Below are 19,197 nucleotides of genomic sequence, written 5' to 3'. Positions count from 1 at the left end.
TGATGAATATTGAACAAATGCTGGCCGTACTCGATCCTGAAATTGTTTCGCGTTTAAAAACAGCAGTAGAAATTGGTAAATGGCCTAATGGTATTGCGTTAACGGCTGAACAGCGTAAGACCTGTATGCAAGCGGTATATGCGTGGGAAATGAAGCATTTACCTGAAACTGAGCGCAGCGGTTATATTGACCGTGGCACCAAAGAAGAAGATGAACATTGTGATTCACATGTTGAAGAACCTGAGTTCCAACCGATTCGTTTTGTTTAATGATGAGTTGTTTGAGTAGCTAAACTTTAAATTGAAGTTTAGCTACACGTAAAAGCCATTCGCAACTGTTCGAGGCAGGACTATATTCATATAGTCCTGTTTTTGCGAGAGAGATGACACTCGGTGGTATTTGCCGAGTTTTGCGAATGGAAAAAGTTTACTTGCGCTATCACTAGCTCATTTTTAAAAAGTAACACAACGAGCTCCAGATATTTGCTTATAAACGATAAGACTCCGTAGAGCCTGACCCTTTAAGCTATTAAACAACTTTTCGATTTTGCCAAAGTTCTTTCGCTTTTAACATTGCCTCATCATAAGAATCACAAGCGCCCATAGTATATAAAGCAATCCCCATGGTTTCAGTGACTGCAATTTCACCATATTCATGACTTTGCTTGCCTTCCCAAACCGCTTTAAAAACTGCTAAATCCAGTTCTTCTTCAATAGGACTACGGTTTTCAGTCAGTTTTGGTAATTCGTGTTCGTACAGCTCGCCATTTTTAATGCCACAAATTAAAGTTTTCGCATCAGGATTACGTTCAAATTCCCCACCTTCACCTTTAATCACAGCGCTATTTTTATAGCCTAATTTAAAAGCCGCCTGTTGGTGTGAAGTTCGATAAGCTGGATGGAAGATCGCTTGCACCGTTGCTTTGGCATTAAATGGGTTAATCAAGCGAGCAAGGGTATGAATCGGTGAACGTAAGCCCATCACATTACGTAAGGCAATCAAGTCACTTAAGATGGGTGAAATCGCTTCTAGAGGAATATAGGCGAAATTGCGTTGTTGTAATTGTTGTTTCACATCTGTGTCATTTTGGCAAATAGCATAACCGAAGTATTCCAAGACCTGTTCGGTATAAAGACGGTTGATGGTATGACCCGATGCACCATGCATCACCACTTTATAACCCTGTTGTGCCAAAGTCAGTGCAGCCAATAAAAACCATGGATAATGCTTGCGCTTACCTGCATACGATGACCAATCTAAATCGACATCTAAGTTTTTAAAATTGAGTTGATCACGTGTGGCTTGTACAAAACCTGCCAGCTCATCTACAGATTCTTCTTTAACACGTAACAGCATTAAGAAAGCACCAAGCTGAACATCCAAGACTTCATCTTTTAAGATCATGCTAAAGGCTTGATAGGCTTCATCATAACTGAGAGACCGCGCACCATTTTTCCCTTTACCCACAATACGGACATATTGTGCAAAAGGATGTTCAAAATCTTTATAGATATTTCTTTTGGTTTGCATAAGGCTAGCTTTAATGGGCAAGTAAAATAAGTATGCGGATATTTTATAAAGTTGATAGAAATATTTCAGCTTAATTCCAAAAAAACTTGATGGGTTAAGTTTAGACCAATGTCTAATAAGAAATAGGCGATTATTTAGTCTTATTAACAAATAAACGAGAACAAACGCTAAAAAATTAGGTAAAATTTAATCTATGTTAGACTTTTGTTGCATTCTAATCTCCTGATCTAACGGTTTTGAATTTGGAAAAGTTCAGAATCTCGTGATTTTAAATCACATTTATAATACGTATTATTGTTCAGTATTGAAGGAATTCAATGCTTTGGCGCTCTTTTGCTTGGCAAAAGGGTTTTGGGCTGTTTATTTGTTGAAAATAGACAAAAACTGAATATTTCTTATTTAGAAATATATCGTGAAGTAATGTCATGGCTAAAAAACCAATTTATAAGTCACTCTATTTTCAAGTGATTGTTGCCATTATTGCCGGTATCCTCGTTGGTCATTTTTCACCAAGTGGAACGCAAATAATCAATGGTGCAGAACAATATGTTCCGGGCTTAGGTGAACAACTTAAACCTTTAGGTGATGCTTTTATTCGTTTGATTAAAATGATCATCGCGCCAGTAATCTTCTGTACAGTCGTCAGTGGTATTGCTGGTATGGAAAGCATGAAATCAGTGGGTAAAACTGGTGGTATTGCTTTACTTTACTTTGAAATTGTATCAACGATTGCCTTACTGATCGGTTTACTTGTAATTAATATTGCAAAACCGGGCGTAGGCATGAACATCGATCCTGCATCTTTAGATACCTCAGGTATTTCTAAATATGTAGAATCAGGTGCTTCACAATCGACGCTTGATTTCTTTATGAATATCATCCCGAATACGGTTGTGGGTGCATTTGCTGAAGGTGAAATTCTTCAAGTATTGTTATTTGCGATTATGTTCGGTTTTGCGCTGCATAAACTGGGTGATTCGGGTAAACCCGTACTCAAATTTATCGATCAAATCTCTCACGTTTTCTTCAATATCGTAAACATGATTATGAAGTTAGCGCCGATCGGTGCGTTTGGTGCGATGGCATTTACCATTGGTAAATATGGTATTAGCAGTTTGGCGCAGTTGGGTCAATTGATCTTGTGCTTCTACGCGACATGTTTACTGTTCATTTTCATCATACTCGGCACAATCAGTCGTGTGTGTGGTTTCAGTATCTTGAAAATGATTCGCATGATTCGTGAAGAATTATTGATTGTTTTAGGTACATCATCTTCAGAGTCTGTATTGCCTCGTATGTTGAAGAAACTTGAAATTGCAGGTTGTGAAAAGTCAGTGGTGGGTCTGGTGATTCCTACAGGTTATTCATTTAATCTGGATGGTACCTCTATTTACTTGACCATGGCGGCAATCTTTATTGCCCAAGCAACCAATACACAGTTGGATATTGAACATCAAATTACATTACTTGTCGTGTTATTGATTTCTTCTAAAGGTGCAGCGGGTGTAACGGGTTCTGGTTTCATTGTAATGGCGGCGACATTGTCAGCAGTGGGTCATATTCCAGTGGCAGGTTTGGCTTTGATTCTGGGTATTGACCGTTTCATGTCTGAAGCACGTGCATTGACTAATTTGGTCGGTAACTCATTGGCGACTATTGTCGTTGCAAAATGGGTCGGTCAATTGGACACTGAACAGCTTCATCATGCGTTAAACAACCCTGAATATGTGGATGCCAAGATGCTTGAAGAAGCAGATAGACTACATGGCTAAAAGATTTGATTAAGAAAAAGGAAGCTTCGGCTTCCTTTTTTATTGACCCAAAAGTCATGAAATATCATGCTTATAGAACATGACAGATGTTTATAAAATGAATAGGATGGGAAGGAATAAATACAACAACCCAATACAAGGACGCTATATGTTGGCTTATGATGCTGATTTAGAACTATTCCGCGATAACTTCAAACGCTTTTTGAATGAACATATTGCACCGCATTATGAACAATGGGAGCAGGAAGGCATTATGCCTCGTTCAATCTGGAATTTGATGGGCGAAAATGGTTTCTTGTGTATCGATGTACCTGAAGAGTATGGTGGTTATGGTGTTCCAACCCATTATTCACTGATGCTGGTTGAAGAATCTGCACGTGCCGGATTTAGCGCATTATCCACTGGTATTTCATGTCATTCTGAAATTGCAGCGCCGTATATTTTACACATTGGGACAGAAGAGCAAAAACAATACTGGTTGCCGAAAATGGTTTCTGGGGAAGTAGTCGGTGCCATTGGTATGACTGAACCCGGAGCAGGTTCAGACTTGCAAGCCATGCGTACGAATGCCGTTTTGCAGGGTGATCACTACCTTTTAAATGGTTCAAAAACCTTTATTTCAAATGGTCAACATGCAGACTTGGTGGTGCTGGCTGTAAAAACTGATCCTCAAGCACGTGCAAAAGGCGTGTCTTTGATGCTATTGGATACGCATTTAGAGGGCTTTAAAAAGGGCACAAACCTGAATAAAATTGGTTTGCATTCGCAAGATACTTCAGAATTATTTTTCGATAATATCAAAGTGCCTAAGGATCAATTACTGGGTCAGGCCGGGCAAGGGTTTGCTTATTTAATGCAAGAATTACCACGTGAACGTACAGCGATTGCCTCAACAGCCATTGGTGCGATTCGTGGTTCAATTGATGTCACCATTGCTTATGTGAAAGAGCGTCAAGCATTTGGTCAACCAATTAGTCAATTCCAGAATACCCGTTTTGTACTTGCACAAGCAAAAATTGATGAATTGGCAACATCCGCTTTTTATAACCAGAATGTCGAACTCTACATGCAAGGTAAACTTGATGTAGAAACAGCCGCTGCATTAAAAAGTTTCAGTACCGATATGCAAATGAAAATTGCCGACAACCTGTTACAACTGTTTGGTGGCTATGGTTATATGACTGAATATCCAATTTCACGTTTCTTTGTCGATGCGCGTATTCAACGCATTTACGGTGGAACCAATGAAATTATGAAAGAGATTGTTGCACGCAGCATATTGGGGCGCTAATCCATGAAATAAAAAAGAGCCAAGTGGCTCTTTTTATTGACTCAATACCATCAGGCTTTCTTCAATAAAGGCGGGTAAATCGTCAGGCGAACGTGAAGAGATATATAGATTATTGTCATTCACCACTCCCACGTCGTAATATACCGCGCCAGCATTGATCAGATCAGTAGCGAAAGTTTTAAGCGTAGTCATTAATCGCCCTTTAACTACTTTCGCGCTAATCAGGAGTTGTGGATTGTGACAAATGCTCATAATGGGCTTTTTTGCCTGGGCAAATTTACGTATAAAATTGACAAAACGAGCGTCACCACACAGGCGGTCAGGGGAATGGCCACCGGGAATGAGTAAGGCATCAAACTCATGCACGGACACATCATCAATACTTTGGTCGATGGTCACTGCAGATTTACGCTTTTTACCGTAGACAATATTGCCTGCTCTATTTTCAATATTCAAAATACTATGACGTGCGGCACGAAAGGCTTGTACGGGTTCTGAGTATTCCACATCTTCAAAATCATGAGTGACTAAAACGGCGATTCTTTTTGACAATATTATTCTCCGAACTGCTTTGTTAAAAGACTATAAATTAAACATTAAAGTTTTGTGATGAAGTTTGGTAAATGACTATTGCAAAAGAAAAAGCCCTGAAAATAGGGCTTCAGGGCTGGATTTAAGTGCTGTAATAAGTTGAGTCTAAGCAATATTTTTTTGTTGTTGCATTTGTCGAAGTTCAGCTCGTAGGATTTTTCCGACAGTTGACTTTGGTAACTCGTTCAATATCTCAATGAATTTTGGGACTTTGTAGGCAGTCAGGTTTTCTTTGCAGTGTTTTAGAATGTGATCGCTTGAAAGGTTTGGGTTACTGGAGGTAATAAAAGCTTTGACCGATTCTCCAGTATGTTCATCTGGAATGCCAATCACTGCAGCCTCAATGACATCAGGATGTTCTGCCAGAATAGCTTCAATTTCATTGGGATAAACATTAAAACCTGAAACGATCACCATATCTTTCTTACGGTCTAGGATATAACAAAAGCCATCTTCATCCACTTTGGCAATATCGCCGGTATGTAACCAACCATCAACAAAAGTTTCTGCTGTCTCGGCTGGACGGTTTAAATAGCCTAAGATAATTTGTGGACCTTTAACGCAAAGCTCACCCGCTTCGCCCAAGGGAACTTCCCGACCTTCTGTATTGACAATTTTAATATCAGAGCCGGGGAGTGGGAAACCGACAGAGCCTTGGCGAATTTCACTGATCGGTGGATGCAGGAGTGCTGCACAACTCGTTTCAGTCATGCCAAAACCTTCAATAATCGTTCCCACTTTAGCTTTCCAGTTTTCGGCTGTGGTCGGACGTAAAGCCGTTCCACCGGAAATGGCGCAGGTCAGTTTCGGTGGGTTTTGAATGAACCAGTCTTCTGCCAAAAGGCCGGCATATAAAGTATCCACACCCGTTAGCCAGGTGATATTGAATTTTTCAAAAGCGGGTTTTAAATTACTGACTGGGCGTGGCGATGGAATCAGTAAATTATGTGAACCCCCTTCAAAAAACATCAGGAAATTTACGCTGAAAGCAAAAATATGGTACAGCGGAATAGCGGTTAAAATGCAGTCCTGATGATTAAATCCAGACTGATGGGCACGTAAATAATCACCAGTGATTTTGATCAGTGAGGCTACATTTTGATGACTGATCACTGCACCTTTACTGCGTCCAGTGGTTCCACCTGTGTATTGATACAAGGCAATATCATGTTGAATAGGAATGTATTGTTCTAAAGCTTTGCCAATGGCTATAGCATCTGCGAAAGTTGAATATTCAATACTGGATTTGAGTGAGCGACCTTGTGCTTCAGCATCTGCCTGCATCTTTTGTGCAATCATACCACTATACGGTTGATCAAAAAATTCACTTAAACTTGCTGTCACTAATGCAAGCGATTTAAGTTGAGGGTTATTTTGAATGACGCGCTCAAAAGTCGCTAAAAATAACTCCGAAACAATCAGTGCCTTTGCACCACTATCTGTCAGCTGGTATTCAAGCTCACGCGGTGTATAAAGTGGATTGATATTGGTAATGATCAGCCCGGCTTTCCAGCAGGCAAAAACCGCAATTGGGTATTGCAGGGAATTCGGCATTTGCAAACCGACCACATCACCTTTTTGAAGCTGAAGATGCTGTTGCAGGTAATTGGCAAATGCAGTCGAGAGACTATCAATTTCCTGGAACGTTAAAGTCTTGCTTAAGCCAACCGGTAATACCACACTGAATGCAGGTGATTGAGGAAATTGCGCCGTGGTGTGGGTGAGTAATTCAGCCAGATTGGAGCGAACTTGCTCTGGCTGAAGGTGATAGCCGTGTAATGAGGTTGGCAGATGTTTTTCCCATGGGCGCTGTGCGTAATGACTCATTTCATATCCTTAAGTTTATCTTTTTAAATTGTTTTGATTTTTTATGTCAGTCCTGACCTTGATCTTTTAACATCGAGTAAACAGGTATTTTTCGCAATGATCAAATCTGCCAATGAATATGATGTAATACAAAAACGATAAATACGCAATCGTCGTTCAATAAGACCTGAAAAGTATGACCTTATTTGCAAATGTCGATAAATTAATTTAACTAAATGACATAAAATCGGCAGGACTGATCCTGATCCTGATCCAAATTTAACGATGTACGCTTGTCGCTTAATTTTTATTAAATTGTCAAAACCTCATCAATTTTAAATATTCATGGCAAAAACATCCGGAATAAAATTGCTGATTAAATCAACTGTATGTTTTTAAGACTGAATCAATCAAAGTCTTATTGCGTAACAATTGAAAGCTAACTATTGTTATACTGTTTGCATAATGTTTTCGAAGGGCGACATAACAATGATCCACGACGATCAAAACACCAAGACTTCTCTTGACCTTGCTCAAATTCGTGAGGATATTGACTCTGTAGATCAGCAGATTCAACAACTTATCAATCGTCGAGCGAAATTGGCAGAAGCAGTGGCAAAAGCAAAATTTGCTTCTGAAGAGAATCCAATGTTTTACCGTCCTGAGCGTGAAGCACAAGTTTTACGTAATGTTATGCAGCGTAATGAAGGGCCATTATCTGATGTGACCATGGCGCGTTTATTCCGCGAAATCATGTCAGCATGCTTGGCGCTTGAAGCTCCGCAAAGTATTGCATTCTTGGGTCCTGTTGGAACTTTTACGCATTCAGCAGTGCTTAAACATTTTGGGCAAGATGCAATTGTTCGCCCACTGCCAACCATTGATGAAGTATTCCGCGAAGTAGAAGCGGGTAGTGCACATTATGGTTTAGTGCCTGTTGAAAATTCGTCTGAAGGTGTGGTCAACCATACTTTAGATTGTTTTAAAGCCTCACATTTAAATGTAATTGGTGAAGTGGAATTGCGTATTCATCACCAATTCTTAGTGTCATCAAATACCCGTAAAGACAGTATTAAACAGATTTATGCACATCAGCAAACATTGGCGCAATGCCGTGGCTGGTTAGATGCACATTATCCGGGTGTTGAACGTGTTGCCTTAAGTTCAAATGCCGAAGCGGCACGCCGTATTCGCAATGAATGGCATTCAGCAGCAATTGCCTCTGATGTCGCTGCAAGTATTTATGACCTGGAAATTCTACATGGCAACATCGAAGATAATCCTGAGAATACCACGCGTTTCTTGGTGATTGGCCGTGAAAAAGTACCACCAAGTGGCAATGACAAAACTTCATTATTGATTTCTGCACATGATCGTGCCGGTGCATTGCTTGAAATTCTGGCACCCTTCGCAAAACACAACATTAGTCTAACCAGTATTGAAACTCGTCCGGCTTTACCTGAAAAATGGGCCTATGTGTTTTTTATTGACCTGGAAGGCCATGTTGAGCAAGAAAACGTCAAAGCGGCAATTGAAGAAATTCGTCCTTTGGTGAAAGAGGTTCGAGTCTTGGGTTCTTACCCGATTGCAGTATTGTAAATCTTATCCATCAAAGCAGTGGTCAATTTTTGCATTGAAGTTGATCACATTTATCACTTGAAATAACTGGAAGAGTAACATGTCGTTTGTCCCTGCCAATGAAGGCATCTCAAAGTTAAAGCCTTATCAACCAGGTAAACCTATTAGTGAACTTGAGCGTGAGTTAGGGATTACTGATATCGTCAAATTAGCCTCGAACGAAAATCCGTTGGGTTGTTCTGAAAAGGTGAAGCAAGCCGTGGCTGCTGAACTGGCAGAAATTGGTCGATATCCAGACGGTGGCGGTTTTATCTTAAAAGACCAGATTCAGGTACAATTTGGTGTGACTGCTGACCGTATTACTTTGGGTAATGGTTCAAACGACCTGCTTGAAATGTTTGCCCGTGCATTCGTTTCAGAAAAAGATTCTGTGGTGTATAGCCAGCATGCATTTGCGGTATATGCTTTGGTGACTCAAGCGATTAATGCAGAAGCGATTGAAGTGCCTGCAAAAGGCTTTGCGCATGATTTAGATGCCATGGCAGCAGCGATTAAAGACAATACCAAACTGGTTTTTATTGCCAATCCAAATAACCCAACCGGAACCTGGTTTGAAGAAGCTGAATTTGAAGCCTTCATGCAAAAAGTACCGGCCAATGTGATTGTGGTTCTTGATGAAGCTTATGTGGAATATTTCCCTGAAAACTTCAATAGCTTAAAATTCTTAGAACAATATCCAAACATTATTGTTAGCCGTACCTTGTCTAAGTGTTATGGCTTGGCAGCACTTCGTGTTGGTTTTGCCTTGGCATCAGCCGAAGTGACTGATTACCTGAACCGTATTCGTCAGCCATTTAATGTGAATCATCTTGCAATGGTCGCAGCTGTAGCGGCATTGAAAGATGAAGACTTTATTGAACAATCACGTATTGTAAATAAAGCGGGCATGAAGCAGCTTGAACAAGGTTTTGCGGCTCTTGGTCTGGATTATGTACCTTCACGTGCCAACTTTATTTTGGTCGATGTGCAGGCTGATCCTGCACAAACGTTTAATGCATTATTGAAAGAAGGTGTGATTGTACGTCCGGTCGGTATTGCAAATCATCTTCGTGTATCGATTGGTACTGAAGCTGAAAATGCTAAATTCTTGACAGCACTTGCCAAAGTACTTGATTTAGCAAACAGTGCTGTAGAGGAAAAAGCTTAAGCCATGTCTCAGCCACTGTTTGAAAAAGTTGCCTTTATTGGACTTGGGCTGATTGGCTCAAGTCTGGCTCGTGTGATGATTGCTGAAAATTTGGCAAAGCAAATTGTTGCCTCAACACGTTCGCAAAAAACGCTGGATGATGCAAAAGCGCTTGGACTTATTCAGGAAGGCTATAACAATCCTGTCGATGCTGTGCAAGGTGCAGATTTGGTGGTTTTGGCATTACCTGTGCGTGCAACGCAAAAGGTACTGGAAATCATCAAGCCGTATCTGTCGGAGAAAACCATCATTACCGATGTGGGCAGTACCAAGGGTAATGTCGTGGATGCTGCAAAAGCGGTGTATGGCGAAAACCTGCCTGCAGGTTTTGTACCGGGTCATCCGATTGCAGGTGCCGAACATACCGGTGTGTATGCAGGTAAAGTCGATTTATTTGCCAATCATAAAGTGATTTTGACACCACTTCCAAGCAGTGGCGACTGGGCCGTGGATAAGCTGATTCAACTGTGGCAAGCGGCAAAGGCGGAAGTCATTTGCATGGATGTGGAAAAGCACGATGAAGTGCTGGCACATACCAGTCATCTTCCGCATTTAATGGCATTTAACCTGGTTGAGCAACTGGCGAATCGAGAAGATAATCTGGATATTTTCCGTTATGCTGCAGGAGGCTTCCGCGATTTTTCGCGCATTGCAGCCAGTGATCCACAGATGTGGCATGACATCTTTTTTGCCAATAAAAAAGCAATTTTAAATGCGGTCGATGGATTTGAACAGCAACTTGCCGAAATCCGTAAACTGATTGAAAACGAAGATTCACAAGCATTGATGGGATTGCTTGAACATGCACAAGCGGCACGTCAGCATTTCAATCACATGCTCTCTAAGAAACCCCTGATGGAGAAAAATAAAGTGACACAACAATTTACCATTTTGCCAGGTGTTAAAAAATTCCAGGGTAAATTTACCGTGCCAGGTGACAAATCTGTGTCACATCGCTCTATCATGTTTGGTGCGATTGCGGAAGGTACAACGCACGTGACAGGTTTCTTGGAAGGTGAAGATGCTTTAGCGACGCTTCAGGCATTCCGTGCTATGGGCGTTAGCATTGAAGGGCCTAAGAATGGTGAAGTGACCATTCATGGTGTTGGGATCAATGGTTTAAAAGCACCGGCAAGTGCCTTGTACATGGGTAACTCAGGAACTTCCATGCGCCTGCTTTCAGGTATGTTGGCTGCACAGCAATTTGATTCTGTGATGACGGGCGATGCGTCATTGTCTAAACGTCCAATGGAGCGTATTGCCAAACCATTACGTGAAATGGGTGCACAGATTCAAACCACAGGTGAGCGTGGTACACCGCCAGTTTCAATTACTGGCAGCCAAAACCTTCAAGGTATTCACTACGATTTGCCAATGGCATCGGCTCAAGTGAAATCAGGTATTTTATTGGCGGGTCTTTGGGCAAATGGTGAAACTTCGGTGACCGAACCTGAACCAACACGTGACCATACTGAACGTATGCTGCGCGCTTTTGGTTATGAAGTGAAAACTGAAGGCAATCGTATTTCACTGCAAGGTGGCGGTAAATTGGTTGGGACTGAAATTCAGGTGCCATCTGATATTTCATCTGCTGCGTTTTTCATGGTCGGTGCAGCCATTACTGAAGGTTCAGATGTAACACTTGAAGCGGTCGGTATTAACCCAACCCGTACTGGTGTGATTGAAATCCTGAAACAAATGGGTGCTGACTTAACTGTAGAAAATGAACGTATTGCAGGCGGTGAGCCAATTGCCGATATTCGTATTCGCGGTACGCGCACCTTGAAAGGTATCCATATGCCGGAAGATCAAGTGCCGCTAGCGATTGATGAATTCCCGGCACTGTTTATTGCAGCTGCATGTGCAGAAGGTCAAACCATTTTGACTGGTGCTGCAGAGCTTCGCGTTAAAGAATCTGACCGTATTCAAGTGATGGCAGATGGCTTGAAAACCATGGGCATCGACTGCACCCCAACTGATGACGGCATTATTATTGAAGGTAAAGGCAAATCAGGTGACTGGTCTGCAATCTTCAATGGTGGTGAAGTTGAATCACATCATGATCATCGTATTGCGATGAGTTTTAGTATGGCGGGCTTGCGTACTTCAGGCGAAATCAAAATTATCGGTACAGAAACTGTGGCAACCAGTTTTCCGACATTCACTGAACTCGCAAATCAAGCAGGTTTAGCGATTCAGGTGAGTGAGTAATTAGTCTAATTTTGTAGATTTGTTAGAAAACAGCCAAGCTTTTGCTTGGCTGTTTTGTTTTTATTGCTTATGCTAAAACCATACAACAAGAATGTGTTTGGATGCACCGATGAGAAAATTACAATTTACTGCAAACTGTGAAAAGCATAATCATGTGTCACAGCAACCGAATGATTGTCATGTGACTCAGGAATATGTTGCAGATCTTTTGTCTAAAGAATTGGGTCAATACGGTTTTCAGACCTTGTCACAAAGTGGTGATCAGGTTGCTGTAAGTGTAGATAATCAATCCTTACCTTTATCTGTCACTTGCCAGAGTCATGATGCAGAAGGGCATTTGGTTTGCGAGATTACCTCGTACCCCGAGGAAGAACAGGATTGGCTAGATCGTATTACCGAACAAAGTTTATTGAATCAATTGGCGCAAGCGGTTGAAAACACCTTAAAAGAAGATGAATCTTTTAGTGAGTTTAAATGGACGACGGGCTAATCATAAAATATAAGTATGAATGCGGCTTTTATAAGTCGCATTTTTGTCTCATTTTAATTTTTAATGGATTATTTCTGGGATTTGCTCATCTTGTAAAAATAATAAAAAGCCCACTTAATAGAGATATTTTTGCTAGAAAATTAAATTAAAAAATGCATAAAAAAGACCATCTTCATGACGGTCTTTTTATTAATTTTCGATGCTGATTAAGCAATTAAAAAGCGAGAGATCGCAATACGCAATTGCTTTAAATATCCAGTAAAGAAATGGTTTGCACCCGGTAATATTGTCAATAAATGACGTTGTGGTTTAGCCCATTCGATTAAGTCAGATAATAAAGTGACTTCATCGGCTTCACCATGGATAAACAAAATATCACCTTTAATGGCAGGGGTAACATAATGGCGTAAACCTGCCACAGTTGCTGTTGGTAAACCACATAAAATCAATTGCTTCGGTTTAATTTCATCAGGCAAGGCATGGAAACATTTTGCCATCACATGTGCGCCAAAACTAAAGCCACCCGCATAAAAAGGCAGGCTGATATGTTTACTGCGAATTTGTTTAATGGCTTCTAGCATATCATCAGTTTCACCATGGCCTTCGTCATGCAGGCCATCACTTTGACCTGAACCGCGAAAACTCGGACGATAGACAATGCAACCGCGCTCAAGAAACATTTGAGCCAAAAGCGTGGGTACCTTATGCTGCGGATTACCGCCTTGCAAGGGATGGGGGTGACATACAACCGCGAATCCTTTCACTTCACCCTGTGGATAATCAACAAAAATTTCAAGTTGACCAGCAGGGCCTTGAATGAAAATTTGCTCGGACATATAACAACCGACGGATAACAGGAGAATGAGATATTTTACCGATAATGTTCAGTAAAAACACAAATTGGAAATAAAATAAGTCTACTGTTATAGTTTGTTTAATTATTTTTTGATCAGGTTATTCATGCTCGCCTTAATTTCTCCTGCCAAGACTTTAGATTATGAATCTGCACTACCAACCGATGCGCATACCTTACCAAGATTGCTGGAACATTCACAAGAACTTATAGACGTAAGTCGTAAACTGTCTGCTACAGATATCTCCAATTTAATGAGCGTGAGTGAAAAAATCGCCAAATTGAATGTGGAACGTTTCAACGATTGGCAGTCTGAGTTTAATTTTTCCAATGCGCGTCAGGCTTTATTTGCTTTTAAAGGTGATGTTTATACCGGTTTAGATGCCTATGATCTGAATGATCAACATATTGAATTTGCACAAAATCATTTACGCATGTTGTCTGGGCTTTATGGTTTGTTGCGTCCTTTAGATTTGATGATGCCGTATCGTTTAGAAATGGGCACAAAATTGCAAAATCCACGGGGTCATAACTTATATCAATTCTGGGGCGATCGCATTACCAGTTTAATCAATGATGATTTGGAACAAGCTAATTCAGAATTGTTGGTCAATATTGCGTCGGATGAATATTATAAGTCAGTCATCGAGCGCAAAATTAAAGCCGAAATCATTAAGCCTGTGTTCTTAGATCAAAAAAATGGCAAATACAAAGTGATCAGCTTTTATGCGAAAAAAGCACGGGGTTTGATGGCGCGCTATATTATCGAAAACCAGCTCAATAAGGCGGAAGACTTAAAATCATTTAATACTGATGGTTATTATTTTGATGCTGAAAGTTCCCTTAAGGGTGAATTAGTGTTTAAGCGTGATGAGCAACAAGCTGCTTAAGGATGTTTTTGCAGGCAATAAAAAATCCCGAAACTAATCGGGATTTTTTTAAGGGTTAAAAGAATAATTTTTATAATGATTAAGTGTTCATATTTAAATGCAGAAAAATGATTTGAAAAAATGTGTTTTTTGTCACGGTTTTTATAGCTATTTGTTATTATAATGAAAAGTTGTTTAAATAATAAAATTTTGTTATGAAAAAGTTGTTAATTCCAGTCCTCATTTTTGTAGTGCTAGTACTTGGATATTGTGTTTATCAGGATTCAGAAATGAAAAAACAGAAAGAAGTGAATCAGTTGATAAGAAGTGAATCAGTTGATTCTTGATGCTCATCAGTCACTCAATATCGTAGATTCCAATCCCAATAATTTTATTTCTAACGATGAGGTTGAGGTCGTTCCAGCTCATTCTTCAAATCGCTTCATTGCTAAATCAAGTGAACTTTAGTCGTGTAGTACGGATTCATAAATTTTAAATTGTTGTTATCTTATTGAATTTTATTGAATAATAAATTTTAGAAACAATAAAAAATCATTGTGCTATAATTTGCCACGACCATAATTGAATCATCATGTTTATTTAATAAGTATATGATTTATTTAAGCTAAGTAGAGCTGCATAACTTTTATGCAGCTTTTTTGTTTACAATTTTTGTCATTTGACTGTTTTAGCTCCAATGAAAAATTGTTTAATCTACTTGTTTTTAAATGGAAAAATTGGCATATCCATTGCTTTGACATCTATAAAATTAATGATGATTCGACGTAGCGGATCATTAATTTTATAGCGTGCTGACGGCATAAAGTTTACTTACCGGGGTAAAGTCATGACGACTCCTAATCCATCTTCAGAGAATATGCTTGAACGCTTATTTAAGTTAAGCGAAAACAAAACCAGTTTTCGCACAGAAGTTCTTGCAGGTGTAACCACTTTCTTAACGATGTGTTACATCATTATTGTCAATCCAATGATTTTGTCCGAAACAGGCATGGATCATGGGGCTGTCTTTGTCGCAACCTGTCTGGCAGCCGCAATCGGTTGTTTGGTGATGGGGCTTGTTGCGAATTATCCAATCGCACTTGCTCCGGGTATGGGCTTGAATGCTTACTTTACCTATTCGGTGTGTATGGGTATGGGTGTGCCTTGGCAAACTGCACTGGCTGCTGTGTTTGTATCAGGTTTGATCTTCATTGCGATCAGCATGTTTAAAATTCGTGAAGCCATTGTCAATGCGATTCCAATGTCATTAAAACTGGCGATTGGTGGTGGTATTGGTATGTTCCTGGCACTGGTTGCTTTAAAAAATGCCGGTATTATTGTAGATAATCCTGCAACCTTGGTGGGCTTGGGTGATTTAAAACAACCTTCAGTACTGCTGGCTTTGCTTGGTTTCTTAATGGTTGTAGTGATGCACCACTTTAAAGTGCGTGGCGCGATTATTATCAGTATTTTAGTCATTACTGCTATTGCTACAGCATTGGGTTATAACCAATTTCAAGGCGTGGTTGGTCAGATTCCATCTATTGCCCCAACATTCCTGCAAATGGACTTTCAAGGCTTGTTCACTGCTAGCTTGGTGGGCGTGATCTTTGTATTCTTTTTGGTCGATTTGTTCGACTCAACAGGCACATTGGTGGGTGTATCACACCGTGCAGGTTTATTGAAAGACGGTAAATTACCGCGTTTGAAAAAAGCACTTTTTGCGGATTCAACTGCAATTGTTGCAGGTGCGGCTTTGGGTACATCTTCAACAACACCTTATATTGAATCATCTGCAGGTGTTGCAGCCGGTGGTCGTACAGGTTTAACCGCTGTTGTTGTTGGCGTTATGTTCTTGTTATGCCTATTTTTAGCACCACTTGCGCAATCTGTACCAAGTTTTGCTACAGCACCCGCCTTACTATTTGTGGGTGTGTTGATGATTCAGGGTATCGTGCACATTGACTGGGAAGACGTCACTGAAGCAGTTCCTGCCTTTTTAACCATCGTATTTATGCCTTTTGCATACTCAATTGCAGATGGTATTGCGATGGGTTTCATCAGCTATGCACTAATCAAGTTATGTACAGGTAAGGCAAAAACTGTTCCATATATGGTATGGATTATTGCTGTACTTTGGGCATTGAAATTTGCTGCATTTGGTGGCTAATTCACCAAATTCACACTAGGGTGTAAATTCAGTTTGCACCCTTTTTTATTTTTGAAAAAAGTTTTATAAGGATAAGATATGAATCAACTTGAGCTTATTCAAGCGCTGCCAAAAGCAGAGTTACACGTACATATTGAAGGGACTTTTGAGCCTGAACTCATGTTCGCCATTGCTCAACGTAACCATATTGATATTCCGTATAAATCTGTAGATGAAGTGAAACAGGCCTACAACTTCCACAATCTGCAATCTTTCCTCGACATTTATTATGCAGGTGCTAATGTTTTGGTGCTCGAGCAAGACTTTTATGATTTGGCTTGGGCATATTTTGAAAAATGCGCTGCAGATAAAGTCGTACATACTGAAATGTTCTTCGATCCACAAACGCATACGGATCGTGGCGTGGCATTTGCAACCGTGATGAATGGGTTGCAACGTGCCTGTGATGATGCAAAAGCTAAATTTGGTATTACCTCGCATTTAATCATGTGTTTCTTGCGTCATTTAAGTGAAGAAGCGGCATTTAAAACTTTAGAACAAGCCTTGCCATTTAAAGATCAAATTATTGCCGTGGGTCTGGATTCGAGCGAAGTGGGGCATCCACCCTCTAAGTTTGAACGTGTATTTGCCAAAGCGCGTGAAGAAGGCTTTTTAGTGGTTGCACATGCCGGTGAAGAAGGTCCGGCCGAATATGTATGGGAAGCTTTGGATTTGCTTAAAGTGAACCGAGTGGATCATGGTGTACGTTCAGAAGAAGACCCTAAACTGATGCAACGTTTAATTGCGGAAAAAATGCCTTTAACGGTGTGTCCTTTAAGTAACTTAAAGCTCTGCGTTGTCGATGATATGGCACAGCACAATATCCGTCGTTTATTGCAACAAGGCGTGCATGTGACTGTAAATTCGGATGATCCGTCGTATTTTGGTGGATATATGAATGACAACTTTATTGCGATTGCTGAAGCTTTGGATTTATCCAATGATGAACTTAAACAATTGGCTAAAAATTCATTTGAAGCATCATTTATTTCTGATGCAGAAAAGCAAAAATGGTCACAACAGATAGATGCTTTGGTGTAATCCATTCCTTTAAGAATGCTTTTGAATTGAGCAGATTGATACATTGATCTGCTCAATCATTTTTTGTTAAAAATTAGGTTTTATTTTGAAAAAGAGTCTGTGCTGGATATCTGTTATTGCTTTGTTGGTTGGTTCTGTATCAGTTTTTGCGACGGATAAAAATTCTACTTTAACGCAGAAAATGTTGAAACCAGTGGTTGAACAAGGTTGTAAAAGTGAATTAAATGATTCGAAAATTTGGCAATCGGCGGCCTTGTTTATGAGTTCAGAACGTCAAAGTTCGGTGCAGAAACAAATCTGTGGCTGTGTGAGTGACAATGCGCTGAAAGATGTGTCTGCGAAAGATTTGGCAATGGCATCGTTTAGTGAAGAGGCTAAACATAGTCTGATTAAACAAGCCGTGTTAAATAGCGTTAAAGGTTGTGCTCAAGAAGCTTTGAAGTAAGTTTTAATTAAGAAAAAGCCGCATCTGTGTATAAACTGATGCGGCTTTTTTATTGGGTGCTATTTGGCTATTTTTCTTGTCGAGTCATACTGCGTAAAATATTATCTTTATCGATAAAATGATGTTTTAAAGCAGCAGCGATATGTCCTGTCACGAGAAATCCGGCAAACCATGACAAATAAATATGTACAGGCTTAACAATGGCTAACAGTTCAGGATTGTCTTGAACTAGACGCGGGATTTCAAATAAATATAAAACAGGTGCAGGATGTCCAGCACTCCAGCTAAATAAACAGCCGGTAATCGGTAAGGCGAGCAACATTACATATAAAGCCAAATGCCCAAGATGTGCCAAGACTTTCATTGATGGCGACATAGTGTCTGGCAGTTGTGGAACGGGGTGGGTATAGCGCCAAAACAGACGAATCAATACCAGAAATATAATCGTTGTCGCGATGTTTTTATGTAAGGTGATGACTTGACCTTTAAAACTGCCATCAACATCATAGCTTAAAAAATTTCCGCTATAAAAACCAATGAACCATGCGGCAATGAAAATAACCGCCATTAGCCAATGAAGCATTTGTGCTGTACGGGTATAGTATTGTGAAGTGCTTGTCATGTTAAACCAACATGTAATTTATAAGTCTAAGCATGCTAATCAAACAGCGTATTTAAAAAAATGGTGAATATGGAACGATGCGTATAATTCTTGCAACGCTGAAAGCTGTATTGTTTTTAGACAGACAACCCTCGCATGGAAAATTCATTTGAAATATACATTTCTTCTAAGGCAAAGTTTCGGCAGAATATGCCCAACAGATTTTATAACAAAGGATTTAACTGTGAAAAAATTAATTGCTGTACTTGCACCTTTAACTTTAGCGCTCACTGCATGTGTGTCAACTGGCACAACTACAGGTACAACGGGTTCAACAGGCACGCAATCAGCAACTCAGCAACTCGGTAATGCTGCAATTAAAATTGCAATTAATGCAAAATGTACAACCGAGTTGAATAATATTGCTGCATGGCAAACTGCGACTAAATTGATGACTGCAACTCAAAAACAAAATATTCAGTCTGAAATTTGTGGTTGTGTAAGTGAAAAAGCGCCACAAAGCGTAACAGCTGTAGATTTGGCAACCGCAGCGATTGATCCGGCAGCGCGTACGACAATTGTTTCAAATGCAGTCACTAAAACCATTAATGCCTGTGTCGCTGAAGCAGTACAATAATCGTTAATGAAGTAATAAATAGGCTGA

17 protein-coding genes are annotated in these 19,197 nt (G+C 40.1%); 12 read left to right on the top strand and 5 right to left on the bottom strand.

Translation table 11 applies throughout. The annotated features are described in order from the left end of the window. The first annotated feature begins 2 nt into the window (after positions 1-2). Positions 3-269 carry a YeaC family protein gene (locus tag B9T23_RS13020; protein WP_086194437.1) on the top strand — a complete coding sequence of 89 codons (267 nt, stop codon included), beginning with the start codon at positions 3-5 and terminating at the stop codon, positions 267-269. Positions 270-528: 259 nt separating this feature from the next. On the opposite strand, the gene B9T23_RS13015 is transcribed toward B9T23_RS13020, so the two are convergent. Next, positions 529-1,530 (bottom strand): glycosyl transferase family protein, encoded by a 1,002-nt coding sequence (locus B9T23_RS13015; RefSeq protein ID WP_086194408.1) that lies wholly within the window; start codon positions 1,528-1,530, stop codon positions 529-531. Between the two features lie 425 nt (positions 1,531-1,955). Here B9T23_RS13015 and B9T23_RS13010 point away from each other — a divergent pair, with 425 nt between their 5' ends. Then, on the top strand, positions 1,956-3,302 hold the full coding sequence (locus B9T23_RS13010; protein WP_086194407.1) for a dicarboxylate/amino acid:cation symporter: 1,347 nt from the start codon (positions 1,956-1,958) through the stop codon (positions 3,300-3,302). Positions 3,303-3,450: 148 nt separating this feature from the next. Then, complete coding sequence (locus tag B9T23_RS13005) at positions 3,451-4,593, top strand: acyl-CoA dehydrogenase family protein (protein ID WP_086194406.1); 1,143 nt, start codon at positions 3,451-3,453, stop codon at positions 4,591-4,593. 33 nt (positions 4,594-4,626) lie between these two features. Here the strand turns inward: B9T23_RS13005 and B9T23_RS13000 are convergent, their stop codons facing one another. Together B9T23_RS13000 and B9T23_RS12995 are read right to left on the bottom strand one after the other, a co-directional pair. Then, on the bottom strand, positions 4,627-5,145 hold the full coding sequence (locus B9T23_RS13000) for a type 1 glutamine amidotransferase domain-containing protein (RefSeq protein ID WP_086194405.1): 519 nt from the start codon (positions 5,143-5,145) through the stop codon (positions 4,627-4,629). 144 nt (positions 5,146-5,289) lie between these two features. Continuing rightward, on the bottom strand, positions 5,290-7,011 hold the full coding sequence (locus B9T23_RS12995) for a long-chain-fatty-acid--CoA ligase (protein WP_086194404.1): 1,722 nt from the start codon (positions 7,009-7,011) through the stop codon (positions 5,290-5,292). 468 nt (positions 7,012-7,479) lie between these two features. On the opposite strand from B9T23_RS12995, the gene pheA reads away from it, so the two are divergent. From pheA to B9T23_RS12975, 4 genes are all read left to right on the top strand, one after another. Beyond that, the gene (gene pheA, locus B9T23_RS12990; RefSeq protein WP_067724353.1) at positions 7,480-8,589 is read left to right on the top strand and encodes a prephenate dehydratase; all 1,110 of its coding nucleotides are present in this window, start codon (positions 7,480-7,482) and stop codon (positions 8,587-8,589) included. Between the two features lie 79 nt (positions 8,590-8,668). Next, a complete protein-coding gene (gene hisC / locus B9T23_RS12985; protein ID WP_086194403.1) occupies positions 8,669-9,775 on the top strand; it encodes a histidinol-phosphate transaminase in 1,107 nt (368 codons plus the stop codon). A 3-nt stretch (positions 9,776-9,778) separates the two neighbouring features. Next, a complete protein-coding gene (locus B9T23_RS12980; protein WP_086194402.1) occupies positions 9,779-12,025 on the top strand; it encodes a bifunctional prephenate dehydrogenase/3-phosphoshikimate 1-carboxyvinyltransferase in 2,247 nt (748 codons plus the stop codon). A 109-nt stretch (positions 12,026-12,134) separates the two neighbouring features. Next, positions 12,135-12,515, top strand: a complete 381-nt coding sequence (locus B9T23_RS12975) for a hypothetical protein (protein WP_086194401.1) — start codon at positions 12,135-12,137, stop codon at positions 12,513-12,515. A 206-nt stretch (positions 12,516-12,721) separates the two neighbouring features. Here the strand turns inward: B9T23_RS12975 and B9T23_RS12970 are convergent, their stop codons facing one another. Continuing rightward, positions 12,722-13,351, bottom strand: coding sequence for an alpha/beta hydrolase (locus B9T23_RS12970; RefSeq protein ID WP_086194400.1), 630 nt, complete (start codon positions 13,349-13,351; stop codon positions 12,722-12,724). A gap of 124 nt (positions 13,352-13,475) precedes the next feature. Between B9T23_RS12970 and yaaA the strand changes: the two genes are divergently transcribed. From yaaA to B9T23_RS12950, 4 genes are all read left to right on the top strand, one after another. Further along, the gene (gene yaaA / locus B9T23_RS12965) at positions 13,476-14,258 is read left to right on the top strand and encodes a peroxide stress protein YaaA (protein ID WP_086194399.1); all 783 of its coding nucleotides are present in this window, start codon (positions 13,476-13,478) and stop codon (positions 14,256-14,258) included. 826 nt (positions 14,259-15,084) lie between these two features. Continuing rightward, complete coding sequence (locus B9T23_RS12960; protein ID WP_086194398.1) at positions 15,085-16,407, top strand: NCS2 family permease; 1,323 nt, start codon at positions 15,085-15,087, stop codon at positions 16,405-16,407. A 78-nt stretch (positions 16,408-16,485) separates the two neighbouring features. Then, entirely contained in the window at positions 16,486-17,487 is a 1,002-nt protein-coding gene (locus tag B9T23_RS12955; RefSeq protein ID WP_086194397.1) for an adenosine deaminase, read from the top strand. 85 nt (positions 17,488-17,572) lie between these two features. Continuing rightward, entirely contained in the window at positions 17,573-17,932 is a 360-nt protein-coding gene (locus B9T23_RS12950) for a hypothetical protein (RefSeq protein WP_214645389.1), read from the top strand. 67 nt (positions 17,933-17,999) lie between these two features. Here B9T23_RS12950 and B9T23_RS12945 read toward each other — a convergent pair whose 3' ends face one another. Then, entirely contained in the window at positions 18,000-18,554 is a 555-nt protein-coding gene (locus B9T23_RS12945) for a cytochrome b (RefSeq protein ID WP_086194395.1), read from the bottom strand. A 223-nt stretch (positions 18,555-18,777) separates the two neighbouring features. Here B9T23_RS12945 and B9T23_RS12940 point away from each other — a divergent pair, with 223 nt between their 5' ends. After that, entirely contained in the window at positions 18,778-19,170 is a 393-nt protein-coding gene (locus tag B9T23_RS12940) for a hypothetical protein (protein ID WP_086194394.1), read from the top strand. The last annotated feature ends 27 nt before the right edge of the window (positions 19,171-19,197 follow it).

Origin of the sequence: Acinetobacter terrae (genome assembly GCF_002135195.1) — a bacterium.
GTDB lineage: Bacteria > Pseudomonadota > Gammaproteobacteria > Pseudomonadales > Moraxellaceae > Acinetobacter > Acinetobacter terrae.
The sequence above is the reverse complement of the archived record's forward strand: the minus strand, read 5'-3'. Positions and strand labels throughout refer to the sequence as shown.